Genomic DNA, 17,269 nt, shown 5'->3' with positions numbered 1-17,269 from the left:
GTTACTACCCAGGCCTCGGACAACCCTGTCCGAGCCTCACCGACAGTCGAATTCCGGCGCTCGGCTGTGGCGTCTCAGTGTCATCGACCACCCGCCTTCCGTTCGTCCGTGAGGCGTTCGGCGAAGGCCTTCAGGTCGCGCCGCTCGATCGCCGCGGCCATCAGCTCCGGGAACGCGTCGGGCGTACACGCGAAAGCCGGCACCCCGAGCGCGGCCAGCGCCGCCGCGTTCTCGTGGTCGTAGGCCGGCGCCCCCTCGTCGGAGAGCGCGAGCAGGACGACCACCTGCACCCCGGCCGCCGTCATCTCCGCCACCCGGCGCAGCATCTGCTCGCGCACGCCACCCTCGTACAGGTCGCTGATCAGCACGAAGATGCTGTCCCGGGGCCGCGTGATCAGCTGCTGGCTGTAGCCGATGGCCCGGTTGATGTCCGTGCCCCCGCCCAGCTGCGTGCCGAACAGCACCTCGACCGGATCGTCGAGCTGGTCGGTGAGATCGACGACCGCGGTGTCGAAGACGACCAGCGATGTGCGCAACGACTGCATCGACGCGAGCACCGCGGCGAACACCCCGGAGAACACCACCGACGCCGCCATCGACCCCGACTGGTCCACGCAGAGCACGACATCGCGCTGTACGGCCGTGGTCCGCCGCCCGTAGCCGATCAGCCGTTCCGGGATCACCGTGCGGTGCTCGGCCTGGTAGTGCTTGAGGTTGGCGCGGATCGTCCGTTCCCAGTCGATGTCGGCGTGCTTCGGCCGGTTGATCCGGGCCGCCCGGTTGAGCGCCCCGCTCACCGCCGCCCGCGTCTGCTGGGCGATCCGTTTCTCCAGCTGCTCGACCACCGTGCGGACCACCTGCCGCGCGGCGTCCTTGGTCTTCTCCGGCATCACCCGGTTGAGGGAGAGCAGCGTGCCGACCAGGTGAACGTCCGGCTCGACGGCCGCGAGCATCTCCGGCTCGAGCAACAGCCGGGTCAGGTCGAGCCGGTCGATGGCGTCGGCCTGCATGACCTGCACGACGGTGCTGGGGAAGTACTCCCGGATGTCGCCGAGCCACCGCGCCACCTTCGGCGCCGAGCTGCCCAGCCCGGCCGACCGCTTGCCGCTCCGCTCGCTCTCCCCGTCGGCCCCGCCGGCGTCGTAGAGCGCCGACAGCGCCGAATCCATCGCGCCGTCGCGCCCCTCGGCCTTGCCCAGCGCCTCCTCGGCCGACCCGCCGAGCACCATCCGCCAGCGCCGCAGCCGCTCCCGCTTCGCCGGCTCCATGTCACCCTCACTCTGGCTCATCGCACCTCCCCAGCCGAACCCGCAGCGACCTCACGCCCGTTGCCGGCCCCGGCCTCACGCCCGTTGCCGGCCCCGGCCTCGCGCTCGTTGCCGGCACCAGCTTCACGCCCGCTCCCGGCGCCGACTTCGTGGCCCAGCAGGGCGGCGAGGGTGGGCAGGACGAGATCGGCCCGCTTGGGATCGAAGCCGAGGCCGCCCGTCTCCGCCGCGGTCGCCGCCCGCGGCCCGGCCACCCGCTCGCCGATCGCGCGCCGCTCACCCGCGTCGAACGCCCCGAAGGTCCGCCGCAGCAGCGGCAGCACGTCGTCGAAGGCGCCCGGCGGGATGTCGGCCAGCCAGTCGTCGAGCAGCGTGAGCAGCGCCTCGTCGTGCACCAGCAGCAACCCGCCGCCGGAGAGGAACCCCTCGACCCAGGCCGCCCCGTGCGCCGGCGGGGTGCCCACGGTCAGCGGCAGCCGCAACCGGCGGCGCACCTCGGCCCCGTCGAGCCGCCCGGCGTCGAGCAGCAGCCGGGTCAGCCGCCCGGCCAGCAGCCCGTGCAGATCGGCCCGCCCGGCCAGTGACTCGAGCGTGGACAGCCAGCGCTGCCGCAACTCGTCGTCCTCGAGGAGGCCGACCGCGCTGTGCACGCCGTCGACCCGGTCGCGCAGCAGCTTGGCGGCCTCGTCGGAGAGCGACCCGACCGCCGACGGCAGCCCCGCGCACACCCGGCCGAGCAGGCTCGCCGTCACGGTCGCGAGCCCGGCCACGTCGGTGCGGCGCACGTCGCCGTAGCGCAGGGTCCGGGCCAGGGCCGGGATCGCCGCCATCAGGTGGTTGATGTCGGCGTCGAGAGCGGCGCGCACGTCGAGCGCGGCCAGCACACGCGGGTAGGCCTCGGTGAGATCGGCGAGCAGGCACGTCTCGACCAGCGCGGTCACGTCGGCCAGCGTCTCCGCCCGGTCGGCCGCCCGCACCACTTTGGCCGTGGCCGCCGCGGCCACCGTGGTGCCGTACATGCTGCCCTCGACGAGCCGGATCGCGAACTCCGGCTGCCAGCGCAGCCGCCACTCCTCGCGGAAGGTGCCGGTGCCGCGCCGGGTGGCGGTCGGCTCGCCCCACGGCACGTCGAACGTGCGGAGCCGATGCAGCAGGCGGCTGCGCCGCAGGTCGGTCTCCTTGCGGAGATCCAGATCGAGGGCGCGCTCCAGCGCCTCGGGCTTCAGCCGGGCCGTACGCTGCTGAGCCGCGAGGTCCTTGGCCAGCGGCACAGCCGGCATGTCGTCGGGCACCCCGCCCAGGCGCTCGCCGACCACGAGCTTGCGGTTGATCAGCTCAACCCGCAGCGGCTCGCCGTCGCACATCACCGCCTCGGCCGCCTCGGTCACCTCGGCCAGCCCGGCCAGCGGACGCCCGCGCATCGTCGCGAGCGCCTCGGCCAGCCGGGTCGCCTCGATGACGTGCGCGGACGACGTCGGCACACCCTCGGCCCGCAGCACACCGGCCGCGTCGACCAGCCACCGCGGCACCACCTCGTCGGCCGAGGTGAACAGGTGGTGGTACCAGCCCGGCGACCGTACGCCCGCGCCATAGCCGGACCAGGAGGCCAGCCGCCCGTACGTCCACGGCACCCAGGTGAAGTCGACCTTGGCCTTGCGGCGCCCCTTGAGCAGCGCCGCGTCGTCCTTGACGGCGACCTTGCGGGTCAGCGCGGGCACATGCCAGGCCCCGCAGACGACGGCGATCTCCTCGTACGTCTTGCGGGTCTCACGGAGGACCGTGCGCATGTACGCCTCACGCACCAGGTCGTCCGGATCCTCGTCGGAGCTCTCCCGGATCGCGGTCATCGCCTCGGCGATCGCCTCGAACGCGGGCATGCCGCGATGCTCGACCACGTCCTCCCACCAGCGCTCGGGATCGTCATAGCCGGCCGCGCGGGCCAGCTCCCCGATCGGATCGACCGGCCGCCGCGGCCCGGCCTCCCCACCCGGCCCGGCCTCCACGGCCTGCGGCGTCGCGTCCTCGCCGCCCCCCGCATCCGGCCCGGCGTCGTCATCCGGCCTGGACCCCGCACTCGATCCAGCCTCGCCGCCCGGTCCCGCTTCCGCCCCGGGTCCTGCTTGAGCGCCGGGTCCTGCTTGAGCGCCGGGTCCTGCTTCCGCGCCCGGTCCTGCTTCCGCGCCCGGTCCCGCTTGCGCGCCCGGTCCCGCTTGCGCGCCTTCCGGGGCGTCGGGGGCGGCTCGGCGGGAGCTGTCGGTCAGCCGATAGGCGAAGGGCAGGTCGAAGAAGCGGACCGGGACCTCGTGCTCGACGGCCCAGCGGATCGCCTGCCACTCCGGGGAGAAGACGGCGAAGGGCCAGAACGCCGCCCGGCGCGGGTCGTCCGACGCATATCCCAGCAGCGCCACCGGCGGCTCCAGCCCGGTGTCGGCCACCCACCGCACCAGCCCGTCGGCCTCCGGCGGACCCTCGACCAGCAGCACGTCGGGCCGCTGGCGGCCGAGCTCCTGCACCACCGCGCGGGCCGAGCCCGGGCCGTGGTGACGGATGCCGTAGAGCCGCTCAGGCATCGCGGGCGGCCCGGTAGAAATCGCGCCAGTCGGCCCGCTCGCGCACGACCGTCTCGAGGTACTCCCGCCAGACGACGCCGTCCGACACCGGGTCTTTGACCACCGCGCCGACGATGCCGGCGGCCACGTCGCCCGGGTGCAGGCGGCCGTCGCCGAAGTGGGCGGCCAGCGCCATCCCGTTGGTGATGACCGAGATCGCCTCGGCCGTGGACAGCGTGCCGGTGGGGGATTTCAGCTTGGTCCGGCCGTCCTCGGTGAGACCGCTGCGGAGCTCGCGGAAGACGGTCACGACCCGGCGGATCTCGTCGAGCGCGGCCGGCACCTCGGGCAGGTCGAGCGAGCGGCCGAGCTGTTCCACGCGCCGGGCCACGATCTCGACCTCGTCGTCGGCCGAGGCCGGCATGGGCAGCACCACGGTGTTGAAGCGGCGGCGCAGCGCGCTGGAGAGCTCGTTGACCCCGCGGTCGCGGTCGTTGGCGGTGGCGATCAGGTTGAAGCCGCGCTGCGCCTGCACCTCGGTGTTGAGCTCGGGGACCGGCAGCGTCTTCTCGGAGAGGATGGTGATCAGCGCGTCCTGCACGTCGGAGGGGACGCGGGTCAGCTCCTCGAGCCGGGCGATCGAGCCGGTCTGCATCGCCCGCATGACCGGGCTCGGCACCAGCGCCGCGTCGGTCGGGCCCTCGGCGAGGAGCCGGGCGTAGTTCCACCCGTACCGGATGGCCTCCTCGGCCGTGCCGGCCGTGCCCTGCACGAGCAGCGTCGAATCGCCCGAGACGGCGGCCGCTAGATGCTCGGAGACCCAGGTCTTGGCCGTGCCGGGCACACCGAGCAGCAGCAGCGCGCGATCGGTGACCAGGGTGGACACTGCGACCTCGATGAGGCGGCGAGGCCCGACGTACTTCGGGGTGATCTTCGCGCCGTCGCCGAGCAGATAGGTCACCACGGCCTGCGGGGAGAGCCGCCAGCCGGGCGGGCGGGGACGGTCGTCGGTGGAGGCGAGCAGGGCCAGCTCCTCGGCATACTGATCCTCGGCGTGCGGGCGCAATGCGGTCACTCGAACTCCTCGTGTCGGACGGGCTTGTCCAGAACCGAACGCTACTGGGTACCTCTGACAAAAATGCCGTTGTGGATCTTGGTTTCAGGGCTTCAACTCGTCGACCATCTCCTGCCGGAAGGCCAGCGTGCGGGCCAGGTCGGCGACCGGGCGGACCCGGGACGCGTCGGCCGGCTCCTGGTCGAGCTGCAGGGCCAGCCGGCCCACCAGATCGGCGTAGGCCGGGGGCATGGCCACCGCCGCCGCCCGGCACAGCTCGCCGAGCTGCCAACTGTGCCGGTCGTTGCGGGCGCGGTGGGCGATCGTCTCGAGGACGGCCACCGAGAGCTCCTCGGGCCAGCTGCCCGGATGGATCGCGAGCAGCCGGTTGGCCATCGGGTCCTCCCGGCGCAGCGCGTCGGCCGCGAGCCGGCCCAGCTCGGCGCCGGGCAGCACGAGATGCAGATCCCACCGGACGGACTCGCGCAGCGTGCCGGCCACCTCGTTGAGCAGGACGGTGGCCCAGCCGACGTCCTCCTGGGCCACGGCGGCCTTGGCCCAGCCGTGCAGCAGCGGCGACTCCCAGTCGTTGCCGCGGGCCAGGCGCAGCATCGTCGCGGGCTCGGCCCACGTGTCGAGCGGCGCCCCGGCGACGATCTCCTCCAGCAGCCAGGCGCTCACGCCGATGCCGCGGGCCGGGGTGGACGCCACCCCGTCGCGCCGCAGGCCCGGGTCGAGCTCCTCGGGCGGGGTGACGATCAGCCGATCGGCCCCGATCATCCGGCGCTCCCGGCGCACGGCGGCCCGGGCCCGCTGCGCCATGCGCGATCGCAGGCCCGAGCCGGGCAGGCGGCGCAACAGCTCCAAGGCAGCCTCGCGAACCTCTTTGCGGCGATCGTCGAGGGCCCGCTCGAGGAACGCGTCGTCGGCCTCGGACAACCCGGTGGCGAAGGCGGCGACGAAGCGCGCCCGGTCGTCGGAGGAATCCTCGGCCCAGGTGCTCTCCACGAGCTCGCGGGCGCGGGCCGGATCGCTGCGGCGCAGGGCGGTCAGGTGGCCGAGCCGCTCGCCGGACCCGCCGGTGTGCCAGTCGAAGGCCGTGGTGAGCGAGGGCGCCTTCGCCTCGTCGCGCAGCCACCGCCAGTCGTCGCGCAGACCGGCCAGCCACACGCCCCGCTCGCCGGCGACCCGGGCCAGGGCCGGCCGGATGATCGAGTTGCGCCGGCCGGCGTCGAGCAGCGCCGGGAGCGCGGCCGGCGGGACATGCCCGCCGAGCTCGCTTGCCGCCGCGAGCCACTGGCTCAGCAGCTCCTGCGCCAGCTGGGCGCCGCCGGGCACGCCCTCACCGAGGATGCGCATCAGCCGGGCCCCGGCCCGGCCGGGCAACGCGGCCGTGGTCTCGGCGGGCGCGGCGGCCACGGCCGCGTGGCCCGGGCCGGGGAGCACTCCCGCACGCCGGCGCATGAGGGCGGCGGCGGCCGCGTCGAGCAGCGGGGCGTCACCCGCCCAGGGGCGGCGATTGGTGCCGACCAGGGCGGCGGCCAACATCTCGGGCGGCAGCTCGGCCCGCCGGGCCGAGCCCGCGGTCGGCACCGGCGGGCCGGCGGCCACGAAGGAGCCCTCGGCCCAGGCGGCGAGCGGGCGCAGACCGGCCGGTGACCACTCGGCAGCCACGGTCGCGGGGCGGCCACCGGCCGCCGCCAGCAGCCACCACGGCTCGCTGTGGCCGGGCGCCAGCGGCAGCGCGGCGCCGGTCTCGTCGACCAGCCAGCCGTCGTCGCCCGGGATGACGCCGGCCAGCAGGACGGGCGCGTCGAAGCGCCAGGGCTCGGCGGCGACCGTGGTGCTGTAATTCAGCAGCGCCTCGGCGATCGTCGTCGCGCCCTCGGGACGGGTGAACGGCTCGGCCGCGCTGTCCCGGCTGGCGACGAGCGCCCGCAGCGGAGCGGCGCCCGGGTAGAACGCCAGCTCACCGCGGAACTCCGTGCCGGGGACGAGGTCGACCACGAGCGGCTGGCCGGGCGCGGCGAACGACAGGACCAGCGCGAACCGGCCGCTCGCGCCGCGCAGCCAGGTGCGCCGGGTGGTCAGCGCGCCGTCGTCGACCTCGACCTGGCCGAGCACCTGCCAGCGGTCGGCCACGTGCGGGCCGGCCAGGACGTCGTCGGTGGCGACCGGGAAGCCGATGCGGCTGCGCACCGTGGCGGCCAGCTCGGGCGGCAGCTCGGCCAGCCGGTCGTAACCGGTGACCAGCAGCCGGAGCAGGGCCAGCTCGCCCAGCAGGCGGTCGGCCCAGTGCGGGCCGATGCCGGCGATGGTGGCGAGCCGGCGCACGGCCCCCGCCGCGGTCGGGGCCTGCGCGTCGACCAGGCGGGCGGCCATCGCCTCGTACGGCCCCGGGCCGGAGCGCTGGGCGCCGGCCAGGCCCTGGCGGATCTGGTCGTCGAGCCAGCGGCGGAGCTCGGTCATGCCACCGGCGACGCGCTCGGCCCGCTGCTCGGCCCGCTTGGCCGCGGCGGCCGGATCGGGCGTGGCGGCGGCCCGCGGCTTGGCCACGGCCTTGGCCGCACGAGCGGCCTGCCACTCCCGGGCGAACTCGGGCGCCGGGGCCGTCGCCACGCCGGTGTCGGCCCAGAGCAGGAGCAGACCGAGGGCATGCTTGCACGGGATCTTGCGGCTCGGGCAGGAACACCGGTAGGCCGGGCCGGTGAGGTCGACGCACACCTGATAACCACGGCACTGTCCCCACAGGACGTCGTCGAGCCGCCCGGTGGCCGACCAGGACAAGGGCGCGGACAGGCCTCGGCCGGCCTTGATCGAGGCGGCGTCGGGCGCGAGCGTCTCGACCTGGGCGGTGGACCATCGTTCAACGGGCACGGGAAAACCCTAGGCCGCCGGTACGACACTTTTCCCGGCTCCGGGCCGCGCCGGTGAGTGCCATGATCAGGACGATCGAGAGGGAGAGACGATGAAGGTCGTTGTTTTCGGGGCGTCCGGCATGGTCGGCCAGGGCGTCCTGCGGGAGAGCCTGCTCGCGCCCGACGTCGAGCAGGTGCTGGCTGTCATCCGTACCCCCACGGGGGTCTCCCATCCGCGCTTGCGCGAGATCGAGCTGGCGGATTTCACCGACCTCGCGCCCATCCGCGACGAGTTGCGTGGCTTCGACGCCTGTTTCTACTGCCTCGGGGTGTCGTCGGTGGGCCTGGACGAGGCCGCCTACGCCCGGATCTCCTACGACTTCCCGATGGCCGCGGCGCGGACCCTGGCCGAGATCAACCCCTCGGCGACCTTTGTGTACGTGTCGGGGGCGGGCACCAATCCCGACGGCCGGCAGATGTGGCAGCGGGTCAAGGGGCGGACCGAGCGGGAGATCATCGACCTGCTTCCCAACGGCTACGCCTTCCGGCCCGGCGCCATCCAGCCGACCCGCGGCGTCCGGTCGAAGACCCGCGTCTACAACGCGATCTACACGCTGACCGCGCCGCTGCTGCCGTTCCTGGTGCGGGTGGCTCCGCGGTACGTCACGACGACCGACCGGGTCGGGCAGGCGATGCTCAGAGCGGCCCGGGTCGGCTTCCCGAACCACATCGTCGAGAACGCCGACATGCGCTGAGCCGCCGGCGACTCCCTCGACGGAAAGTATCTCGACATCGAGATAAAAGCCCGCTAGCCTCTCGTAGTCAAGAAGCTCGACATCGAGACAATGGTGAGGTGCAGACGGATGAACACCAGGCGGACGACCGGGCGGGCCATGACCTCACTCGCGAGCCCAAGCCGCTCTCGCGCCGTGACGCCGAGGGCTTCCACGGCGCTCGTGACGGCGTCGACCACGTCGTCGATCAGTGGGCGCACGTTCGACCCGATCTCGACACGACGGCGATGGCGGTCTTCGACCGGATCGCCAGCCTCTCGCGCATCGCCGGCGACCGCCTGGAGCGGGCCTATGCCGCCTTCGGGATAGGCCGCCCGGAGTTCGACGTGCTGGCCGCGCTGCGCCGCGCCGGCGAGCCCTTCCAGCTCTCGCCGGGCGAGCTGGCCACGTCGATGATGCTGAGCACCGGCGGCATGACGGCTCGGCTCGACCGGCTGGAACGAGCCGGCCTGGTGGAGCGGCGACCGTCACCGACCGACCGCCGCAGCGTTCTGGTCCGTCTCACCGAGGCAGGCTTCGGGGTGATCGAGCAGGCCGTCGGGGCCGGTGTGGCCGAGCAGCAGCGCATGCTCGCCGACCTGCCCTCGGAGAAGCTCCAGCAGCTCGATGACCTGCTGCGGGAGGCGCTGCGCGCGTCGGGCGCCACCCGCACGACCGCTGACCTGCGCTGGTTGGGTCCCGTTGGCGACAGCGGGCAAGCCGGCGCCCGTAACCCCAGGGGCCGCGGCCGAGGCCGCTCCTGACCCCCGCCCACACCCTCGTCCGCCGCGATCACCGCACCCTCCGACGCCCGACCGGGCGGCTGCCACCGGGGAGCAGCCTGTTCGGTGGCTACCCGGTCGGCAGCTGCCCGGTCGGCACCCCAACCAGCGGTCGCCCGTCGCCCGGCGGGCGGCCGTGCTCGCTCAATCGACAGCCGCGGCGGTCAGCCCGCCGGCCTCGGGGCCGTGTCCCGGGGGGACGACCTCGCCGGGCTTCGGCGGGGGCGGCGGCGTGCCGTCGCCGAACGGGCGGCCGCCCAGCTTCTCACGGCCGTGCTCGGTCAGCCAGCCGGTGAGATCCGGCCCGGCCGGAACGATTCCTGTGGGGTTGATGTCCTTGTGGACCACGTAGTAGTGCTTCTTGATGTCGATGAAGTCGGTCGTGTCGCCGAAGCCGGGCGTCTGGAAGAGATCCCGGGCGTAAGCCCAGAGCACCGGCATCTCGGTCAGCTTGCTCCGGTTGCACTTGAAATGGCCGTGGTAGGCGGCGTCGAAGCGGGCCAGCGTCGTGAAGAGCCGCACGTCCGCCTCGGTGATCGTGTCGCCCACGAGATAACGCTGCCCGGCGAGCAGCTCCGACAGCTTGTCCAGCCGGGAGAAGAGCCGGGCGTAGGCCTTCTCGTAAGCCTCCTGCGTGCCGGCGAACCCGGCCCGGTAGACGCCGTTGTTCACGTCGGCGAAGACGAGCCGGTTGATCTTGTCGATGTCCTCTCGCAGGTGCGGCGGGTAGAGCTGGGGCGCGCCCGTGCGGTGATACTTCGTCCACTCCAGCGAGAGGTCGATGGTGATCTGTGCGAAGTCGTTGGTGACGACCTGCCCGGTGGGCACGTCCACGATCGCCGGAACGGTGATGCCCTTCGCGTAACCGGGGTAACGGGCGAAGTACGCCTCCTGGAGGCGCTCGATGCCCAGCACCGGGTCCCGCCCGCCCGGGTCCAGGTCGAACGTCCAACTGCGCTCGTCGTGGGTCGGGCCGGCGATGCCCATCGAGAGCACGTCCTCCAGGCCGAGCAGCCGCCGCACGATGATGGCCCGGTTCGCCCACGGGCAGGCGCGGCTGACGATCAGGCGGTAACGGCCGGGCTCGACCGGGTAGCCGTCGCGGCCGTCCTCGGTGATCCTGGTCGGGATGTACCGCTGGTCACGGTTGAACTCGCCGGACGGATTCACGTAAGCCATGCCCTCATCCTGCGTCCCGTCTGGCAGAGTTGCCGGGTGGAGGCCAAGATTCGTAGCTATCTAGCTCACTGGACCCTCGCCGCCCCGATCGTGGCGATCGCCGCCCTCGTGCTCACCTGGGGGCGGGAGCTGCCGCCGCCCGTGGTCGTCATCGTGGCCCTGCTGCTCGGGGCCGCCGTCCTCGCGGCCGTCCACCACGCCGAGGTCGTCGCCCACAAGGTGGGTGAGCCCTTCGGGTCGCTCGTCCTCGCCGTCGCGGTCACCGTCATCGAGGTGGCCCTGATCGTCACGCTGATGATCAGCGGCGGCGAGAAGGCGCAGTCGCTCGCCCGCGACACGGTCTTCGCCGCGGTGATGATCACCTGCAACGGCCTGCTCGGCATCTCCCTGCTCGTCGGCGCGCTCCGCCGGCACGTCGCCGTGTTCAACGCCGAGGGCACCGGCGGCGCCTTCGCCACCGTGGCCACGATCGCCACGCTCAGCCTGGTCCTGCCGAGCTTCACCACGAGCCGGCCCGGCCCGCAGTTCTCGCCGGCCCAGCTCGCCTTCGCCGCGGTCGCCTCGATCGCCCTCTACGGGCTGTTCGTCGCCGTGCAGACGCGGCGCCACCGCGACTACTTCCTCCCGATCACCACCTCGGGCCGGGTGATCGACACGGAGGAGCACGTGGACCTGCCGACCACGCGGGCCACGCTGACCAGTCTCGGCATGCTGCTGGTGGCCCTGGTCGCGGTCGTCGGCCTGGCCAAGGGCGTGTCACCGTCCATCGAGTCGGCCGTGCAGCGGGTCGGCCTGCCCAACGGCGTCGTCGGCGTCGTGATCGCCCTGCTGGTCCTGCTTCCCGAGACGATCGCGGCCGTCCGGGCCGCCGCCCGCGACCGCATCCAGACCAGCCTCAACCTGGCCATCGGCTCCGCCATGGCGAGCATCGGCCTGACCATTCCGGCGATCGCCCTGGCCATGATCTGGCTACCCGGCCCACTGCTGCTCGGCCTCGGCGGCACCCAGATGGTGCTGCTCGCCCTGACCGTCGTCGTCGGCACGCTCACGATCGTCCCCGGCCGGGCCAACGTCCTCCAGGGCGGCGTCCACCTGGCCCTGCTGGCCGGCTTCCTCTTCCTGGCCGCCAGCCCCTGACCCCGCCAGGCACGGCGGCGGGTCAGCGGAAGGCTTCCGGCAACTCGAGGCCGAAGCGTTCGCACAGCAGTGGTACGTCGTGGTGGTCGGCCGGGCGGGGTGGATAGCCCGTGTGCCAGCGGACGGACCATGACGGCGCCTCGCACGGGACCTTCCGGCCGGCGATCACTCCCTCGCCGGAAAGCGCCTCGGCCGGGAACGAGAAGTCCTCGACCGCGGGCCCGTAGTGGAGGGCACCGTCCGGGCGCTGCTCGTAGAGGTGCAGGTCGACCTGCAGGCGGACGCCGTCGTGCAGGACGAAGTTCCACGGGCGCGTGTCCGGGCGGGGCGCCAGGCGATCGATCCCGTGCCCGCCGAGCGCGGTGACCAGCTTGGCCAGGTCCCCGGCGGGCAGGAACAGGTCCAGATCCGAGTGCTCCCGGGTCTGCTCGCCGAGCAGGGCGTCCACCGCCCACCCACCCGAGAGACAGAACCCCACCTCGGCGGCCGCCAGGCTGTCGAGCAGCCCCACCGCGTCCTCGGCCGACATGACAAAACGACTCATGCGAAGGACCTTGGCCAAACCGCCCGCCTCAGTCCACCGATTTGCCCACCGCGGGGGGCCGAGCTCTGCGCGTGGGCGAGGGGACGGGTGAAGGCGGCGGGTCGAGTTGTGCACGCTGGGAGCAGGGCCGGCGAAGGGGAGGTGGGCCGATTCGATCCCGCGGTCGGGGTGGCTTGAAGCTGCTAAGCCGACGCTCGCTGGACCAGGGAGGGTTCGTAGATCACTGAGGCCACTCGGCGGGCCGGCTCCTCGATGCGGGCCAGGAGGAGGCGGGCGGCTTCGGCGGCCATGTCTTCCAAGGGGTGGCGGATGGTGGTCAGGGGCGGGGAGGCGGCGGTGGCGGCGCTGCTGTCGTCGAAGCCGACCACGGCGACGTCGGCGGGGACCGTGCGGGCGGCCTCGCGCAGGGCCAGCAGGGCGCCCAGGGCCATCAGGTCGTTGGCGACGAAGACTCCGTCGAGGTTCGGGCTTTCCGCCAGGAGCGTACGCATGGCTGTCTCGCCGCTGTCCTGGGTGAAGTTGCCCGAGGCGGTGGGCACCCAGCCGTGGCCGTGGCGGGCCATGGCCCGCCGGAAGCCGGAGATGCGGTCGCTGCTGGCCGGCACGTCGGCCGGGCCGGAGATCATGCCGACGCGGCGGCAGCCGCGGGCCAGGAGGTGGTCGGCCGCCATCGCGGCGCCGGTGTCGTTGGCCAGGTCGACGTAGTCGATCGGGACGGACTCGGCCGGGCGGCCGATCATGACGGCCGCGACGTCGCCCTCGGCCAGCATGCGGGGGAGTGGGTCGACCGCGGGCAGCGACAGCACGATCGCCCCGTCGGCCTGGCCGCTGCGCAGGTCACCCACGAGGCGTTTCTTGCCCTCGTCGGTTCCGACGATCTGCAGGGCCAGCTGTACGCCTTCGCGCCGCAGCACGCTCATCAGCCCACCGACCACCCGGCCGAAGTACGGATCGGCGAAGAACCGGCTCATGAACGGGTCGTCGTCGTGCACCTCGGAGTCGGAGACGACCAGCGCCACCGTGCCCGTGCGGCGGGTCACCAGCGAGCGGGCCAGCCTGTTCGGCACGTAGCCGGTCTGGCCGACCGCGTCCCACACGACCTCGTGCAGCTGCGGATCGACGTTGCGAATCCCGTTGATCACGCGGGACACGGTCGCCCGCGAGACCCCCGCGACCCGGGCCACGTCCTCGAGGGTCGGGGCCCGTCCAGTGCGCATGACCGTCTTTATAGCACACGGAGAGCGCTCTCCTCGGACGGCGAAGATCGAGGTTCCGGAACCGGGACGACATTGACGGTCATGCTCTCGGAGCGCAGACTCGGAAAGCGCTCTCCAAGAAAGGAGAAGTCTGTGACCCCGCACAGAGTCATCCCCATCGCCCTGCTGACCGCCGCCTTAGTGCTCACGGCCGTTCCGCGAGCCGAGGCTGCCGACACCCTGCTCTCCCAGAATCGCCCCACCCTCGCCTCCTCGACCGAGAACGGTGGCGCCCCGGCCGCCGCCGCGGTCGACGGCAACCCGGCCACCCGCTGGGGCAGCGCCTGGTCCGACCCGCAGTGGTTGCGCGTCGACCTCGGCTCCACGGCCACCGTTACCAGCGTCAAGATCGTCTGGGAGGCCGCGTACGCCAAGGCTTTCCAGCTCCAGACCTCGGCCGACGGCAACGCCTGGACCACCGTCTACAGCACCACCAACGCCACCGGCGGCACCCAGACGCTCCCGGTGACCGGCCAGGGTCGCTACGTCCGCGTGTACGGCACGCAACGGGGCACCGGCTACGGCTACTCCCTGTACGAGTTCCAGGTCTACGGCTCGTACACCACCCCGCCCCCGACCGGTGGCGCCGGCTACGTCATGGCCGACCCGCCCGTGACCGGAGTCGTCCCGTCGCGGGCCGTCCCGCCGGACACGAACCCGCCCACCACGCACCACGAGTTCCAGGCCAACTGCTCGGTCAGCCGCTCCAACCTCAACGACGACCCGATCGTCTTCCCCGGGCTGCCGGGCGCCTCGCACTCACACACGTTCATGGGCAACACCACTACGTACGCGGGTACGACGCTCAACTCCCTCAAGGCGGGTGGCACGTCGTGCATCACGCCCGGTGACAAGACCGGCTACTGGATGCCGACCCTGCTGAACGGCGACACCGCGGTGCAGCCGATCGGCCGGCAGGTCATCTACTACAAGTCCGGTGTGATCGACTACCGCAGCGTGCGCCCGTTCCCGGCCGGTCTGCGCTACGTCGTCGGCAGCCCGCAGGCGACCCTCGAGGACTTCCGCAACAGCCCGGGCGCCGTCGAGGGCTTCGAGTGCGGCGACAGCTCGTTCAACTGGGACATCCCCGCCAACTGCCCCGCGGGCACCCAGCTCAACGCCCGCATGCAGGCCCCGAGCTGCTGGGACGGCCTGCACCTGGACACGCCGGACCACAAGAGCCACATGGCGTACCCGGTCCTCGGGATCTGCCCCGACGACCACCCGGTGGCCGTCCCGATGATCGAGTTCAAGATGGCCTGGCCGGTCAGCGGCAACATGAGCAACGTCCGCTTCTCCAGCGGCCGCGGCTACTCGTTCCACTACGACGTCTTCAACGCCTGGGACGCCCCCACGCTGGCCGCCCTCACCACCCACTGCATCAACGGCGGCCTGCAGTGCGACCCGCGCGGGTTCGACCTCTACAAGCCCGACCGGGGCGCCGCCCTGAACGAGAACTACCAACTTCCCTGACGTACGGACGGACAGGCGGGCGCCGGATAACAGGAATTCGGCGCCCGTCTCATTCCGTGGTTTTTATTGTGGACAGTGCGACTTCCCTGGTCCGCAATATTTGCAGCGCCAATTGCCGGGTCTGGCCTTCGACACCGGATTTCTCCTCGCTGCGGGCCAGGCTCTGACCTTGCTCCAGATGCCCCTTGATCCGCTTGGTGACCGTCTGGTCGAAGGCCGGCCCGGCCAGCTTCGACGCCTCGGTCACCTGCTCCGGCGTCACCATGCCCGGCATCGGCATGCCCTCGTGCGGGTTCTCGTCGGGCAGCCCGGCTTGCGTGTGCAGCTGCCGCAGCGTGCCCAGCTCGGCCTGCGTGAACGCCTTGACCTGCGTGGTCAGCGCGAGGGTGTCGGGGTTGGTGGTGCGGTGGGGCGGCAGCTCCAGCAGTGGGAGCAGCTGCTCGTCCATCGCAATGTTGATCTCGATCCAGGCCAGATCGGTCCCACCGAACCCCGCCGCGGCCGAGGTGGCCGGCGCCGGCGTCTCGGCCGCATCCCCGGTAGCGGAGCAGCCGCCCACAGCGAGAGCGGCCACCAGCAGTAGACGGGGAATCGCATTCACGTTTGGGAGTCTGTCGTTTATGGGCCACCGGTGTCAACAATTCGATATTGGCGGATGACAACGCTCACGTAACGAGACAGAACGCTATTAGCCGAGGCCCGGCCCGCTCACGACGCCGGCGCCTTCTTCACCACCCGCCGGCGCGCCCGCAGCCGCGCCGCCCCACCGTCCTCCACCACGACGACCCACCCTTCCGGCCAGCTGCTCGGCGCGTGGCCGACCTCGGGCGACCGGGCCTGGGGATCCTCGATCCTCACCTCACCCAGCCCCGCCGTCTTGCCGCCCTCCGCGAACTCCGCCCTCGTGAAGTTCACGCCGCCCGAGAACGTGACCCCGGCGAAGCGCGTATGACGCCCGAAGGTGGAGTGCTGGAAGCTGGCGTACCGCTTGAAGTGGGCGCCCGGGTAGAACTCGTCCGCGTTGAGCATGATCCCACCGTTGAAGCTCGCCCAGGAGAGCCAGGCGTCCCCCTCGAACACGGCGCCACGGAAGTCGGCGAAACCCTCGAAGATGGTGTTGGCGGCGAACAACCCGCCGCACTGGAAAGCCCGGAACAGCGTCTCGCCCTCGAAAACCGCCTCGTTCAACTGGAGCGACGCCACCGAGCAATGCTGCAGCGAGAAGCCGGCCAGCCGGGCTCCCGTCAGGTCGATGAAGTCGATCTCCGTCCACCGGGCCGTCTCGTCGCGATCGGACAAATGCGCGGCGATGATCTGCTGCGCGGCCGTTCGGACCTCCAGTTCCTGCCGGTTCTCGAAGTCGTCGGTCGCGTCCGCGGACGGCCGGGTGAACGGCATGCGGAGGTAGGAGGTGATCACCTTCATGACCACCTGCCGCTGGCCCGGGTTGTCCTGGCCGAGGCGCTCGAGGGCGTACAGGCCGGCCAGCCGCACCGCGGCCTTGGCCGAGCCGAGTTGCTCGGCCGCCTTCACGTAGAGCTCGGTCATCCGCCGTTCGACGGCGTCGCGTTCGGCCGCGGCGGCCACCCGCTCCGCGCGCTCGGCGGTGTCCGCGGCGACGTGCTCGGCGTGCAGGCGCTCGCGCTCCTGCAGCCACTGGCGCCGGGTGGCCAGCAAAAGGGCCAGCGTCCCGCCGGCGGCCAGTCCGACCGTGAACGCGGTCTTGATGGCGTCGAGCCGCCGGCCCGGATCGGGTCCGGCCATGCCGAGCAGCCAGGCGGCCAGTGCGGCGGTGCCACCCGCGATCACCGCCAACCCGGCCGCGACGACCGGCCAGGAGATGGTTCTGAACTTCGCGCCGTCGAAGCGTTCCGTCACCGATGCATCACGCGCCTCCGGTCGGGGCAAGGTCCGGGCAATGACGGGCCGGCGATGACGCGGCCCGCCATCGGCCTGAGGGTCAGGCGTTTTCCCAGAGGCCCAGGAGGTTGCCTTCGGTGTCGTGGAAGTAGGCGCAGTAGCCCATGTCGCCTACGGGCTGGCGGGGGATGGCGGTCTTGCCGCCGGATTTTTCGATTTTGGCCAGTGACTCGTCGATGTTGTCGACGCCCAGGACCAGGACGGGGCCCTGGAAGGGAGCCTCCCGGGCGAACATGCCGCCGTTGATGGCGCCGGGCTCGGAGGGGCGGCCGTTGTCGTCGGTGGGGGCGGTGGTGGCGATGGTGTAGTCCAGGCCGGGTATGGAGCCCAGCTGCCAGCCGAAGGCCTCCTGGTAGAAGGAGCGGGCGCGGTCGCCGTCGCCGAACGGGACCTCGAAATGAACGACTCTGTCCATGGTGAAGTACCTCCTCACCGAAGACGGTAGGCGCACGGATGCGGGGCCACCATAGGGCGAC

General features: G+C 72.4%; 14 protein-coding genes. 4 read left to right on the top strand and 10 right to left on the bottom strand.

Annotated features, from left to right (window positions below):
- Positions 1-80 precede the first annotated feature (80 nt).
- The 4 genes from AB0J66_RS15740 to AB0J66_RS15725 form a co-directional block, all read right to left on the bottom strand.
- Positions 81-1,289 (bottom strand): VWA domain-containing protein, encoded by a 1,209-nt coding sequence (locus tag AB0J66_RS15740; RefSeq protein WP_364660342.1) that lies wholly within the window; start codon positions 1,287-1,289, stop codon positions 81-83.
- Entirely contained in the window at positions 1,286-3,838 is a 2,553-nt protein-coding gene (locus AB0J66_RS15735) for a DUF5682 family protein (protein WP_364660340.1), read from the bottom strand. The genes AB0J66_RS15740 and AB0J66_RS15735 overlap by 4 nt, the downstream gene beginning before the upstream one ends.
- Positions 3,831-4,892 (bottom strand): AAA family ATPase, encoded by a 1,062-nt coding sequence (locus AB0J66_RS15730; protein ID WP_364660338.1) that lies wholly within the window; start codon positions 4,890-4,892, stop codon positions 3,831-3,833. The genes AB0J66_RS15735 and AB0J66_RS15730 overlap by 8 nt, the downstream gene beginning before the upstream one ends.
- Positions 4,893-4,976: 84 nt before the next feature.
- Complete coding sequence (locus AB0J66_RS15725) at positions 4,977-7,748, bottom strand: SWIM zinc finger family protein (RefSeq protein ID WP_364660336.1); 2,772 nt, start codon at positions 7,746-7,748, stop codon at positions 4,977-4,979.
- A 91-nt stretch (positions 7,749-7,839) separates the two neighbouring features.
- Here AB0J66_RS15725 and AB0J66_RS15720 point away from each other — a divergent pair, with 91 nt between their 5' ends.
- Complete coding sequence (locus AB0J66_RS15720) at positions 7,840-8,484, top strand: NAD-dependent epimerase/dehydratase family protein (protein ID WP_364660334.1); 645 nt, start codon at positions 7,840-7,842, stop codon at positions 8,482-8,484.
- Between the two features lie 98 nt (positions 8,485-8,582).
- The gene (locus AB0J66_RS15715) at positions 8,583-9,266 is read left to right on the top strand and encodes a MarR family transcriptional regulator (RefSeq protein ID WP_364660332.1); all 684 of its coding nucleotides are present in this window, start codon (positions 8,583-8,585) and stop codon (positions 9,264-9,266) included.
- A 162-nt stretch (positions 9,267-9,428) separates the two neighbouring features.
- On the opposite strand, the gene AB0J66_RS15710 is transcribed toward AB0J66_RS15715, so the two are convergent.
- A complete protein-coding gene (locus tag AB0J66_RS15710; RefSeq protein WP_364660330.1) occupies positions 9,429-10,463 on the bottom strand; it encodes a glutathione S-transferase C-terminal domain-containing protein in 1,035 nt (344 codons plus the stop codon).
- Positions 10,464-10,499: 36 nt separating this feature from the next.
- Between AB0J66_RS15710 and AB0J66_RS15705 the strand changes: the two genes are divergently transcribed.
- Positions 10,500-11,600, top strand: a complete 1,101-nt coding sequence (locus tag AB0J66_RS15705; protein ID WP_364660328.1) for an ionic transporter y4hA — start codon at positions 10,500-10,502, stop codon at positions 11,598-11,600.
- A 22-nt stretch (positions 11,601-11,622) separates the two neighbouring features.
- On the opposite strand, the gene AB0J66_RS15700 is transcribed toward AB0J66_RS15705, so the two are convergent.
- Positions 11,623-12,144 carry an aminoglycoside nucleotidyltransferase gene (locus AB0J66_RS15700; protein WP_364660326.1) on the bottom strand — a complete coding sequence of 174 codons (522 nt, stop codon included), beginning with the start codon at positions 12,142-12,144 and terminating at the stop codon, positions 11,623-11,625.
- Between the two features lie 182 nt (positions 12,145-12,326).
- Complete coding sequence (locus AB0J66_RS15695; RefSeq protein WP_364660324.1) at positions 12,327-13,361, bottom strand: LacI family DNA-binding transcriptional regulator; 1,035 nt, start codon at positions 13,359-13,361, stop codon at positions 12,327-12,329.
- Positions 13,362-13,493: 132 nt separating this feature from the next.
- Between AB0J66_RS15695 and AB0J66_RS15690 the strand changes: the two genes are divergently transcribed.
- Positions 13,494-14,873, top strand: a complete 1,380-nt coding sequence (locus AB0J66_RS15690) for a DUF1996 domain-containing protein (protein ID WP_364660323.1) — start codon at positions 13,494-13,496, stop codon at positions 14,871-14,873.
- Positions 14,874-14,922: 49 nt separating this feature from the next.
- On the opposite strand, the gene AB0J66_RS15685 is transcribed toward AB0J66_RS15690, so the two are convergent.
- From AB0J66_RS15685 to AB0J66_RS15675, 3 genes are all read right to left on the bottom strand, one after another.
- Entirely contained in the window at positions 14,923-15,474 is a 552-nt protein-coding gene (locus AB0J66_RS15685) for a DUF305 domain-containing protein (RefSeq protein ID WP_364660321.1), read from the bottom strand.
- Between the two features lie 107 nt (positions 15,475-15,581).
- Positions 15,582-16,751 carry a pentapeptide repeat-containing protein gene (locus AB0J66_RS15680; protein ID WP_364660319.1) on the bottom strand — a complete coding sequence of 390 codons (1,170 nt, stop codon included), beginning with the start codon at positions 16,749-16,751 and terminating at the stop codon, positions 15,582-15,584.
- An 82-nt stretch (positions 16,752-16,833) separates the two neighbouring features.
- Positions 16,834-17,208 (bottom strand): VOC family protein, encoded by a 375-nt coding sequence (locus AB0J66_RS15675; protein ID WP_364660317.1) that lies wholly within the window; start codon positions 17,206-17,208, stop codon positions 16,834-16,836.
- Positions 17,209-17,269 lie beyond the last annotated feature (61 nt).

Origin of the sequence: Actinoplanes sp. NPDC049598 (assembly GCF_040675435.1) — a bacterium.
Classification (GTDB): domain Bacteria; phylum Actinomycetota; class Actinomycetes; order Mycobacteriales; family Micromonosporaceae; genus Actinoplanes.
The sequence above is the reverse complement of the archived record's forward strand: the minus strand, read 5'-3'. Positions and strand labels throughout refer to the sequence as shown.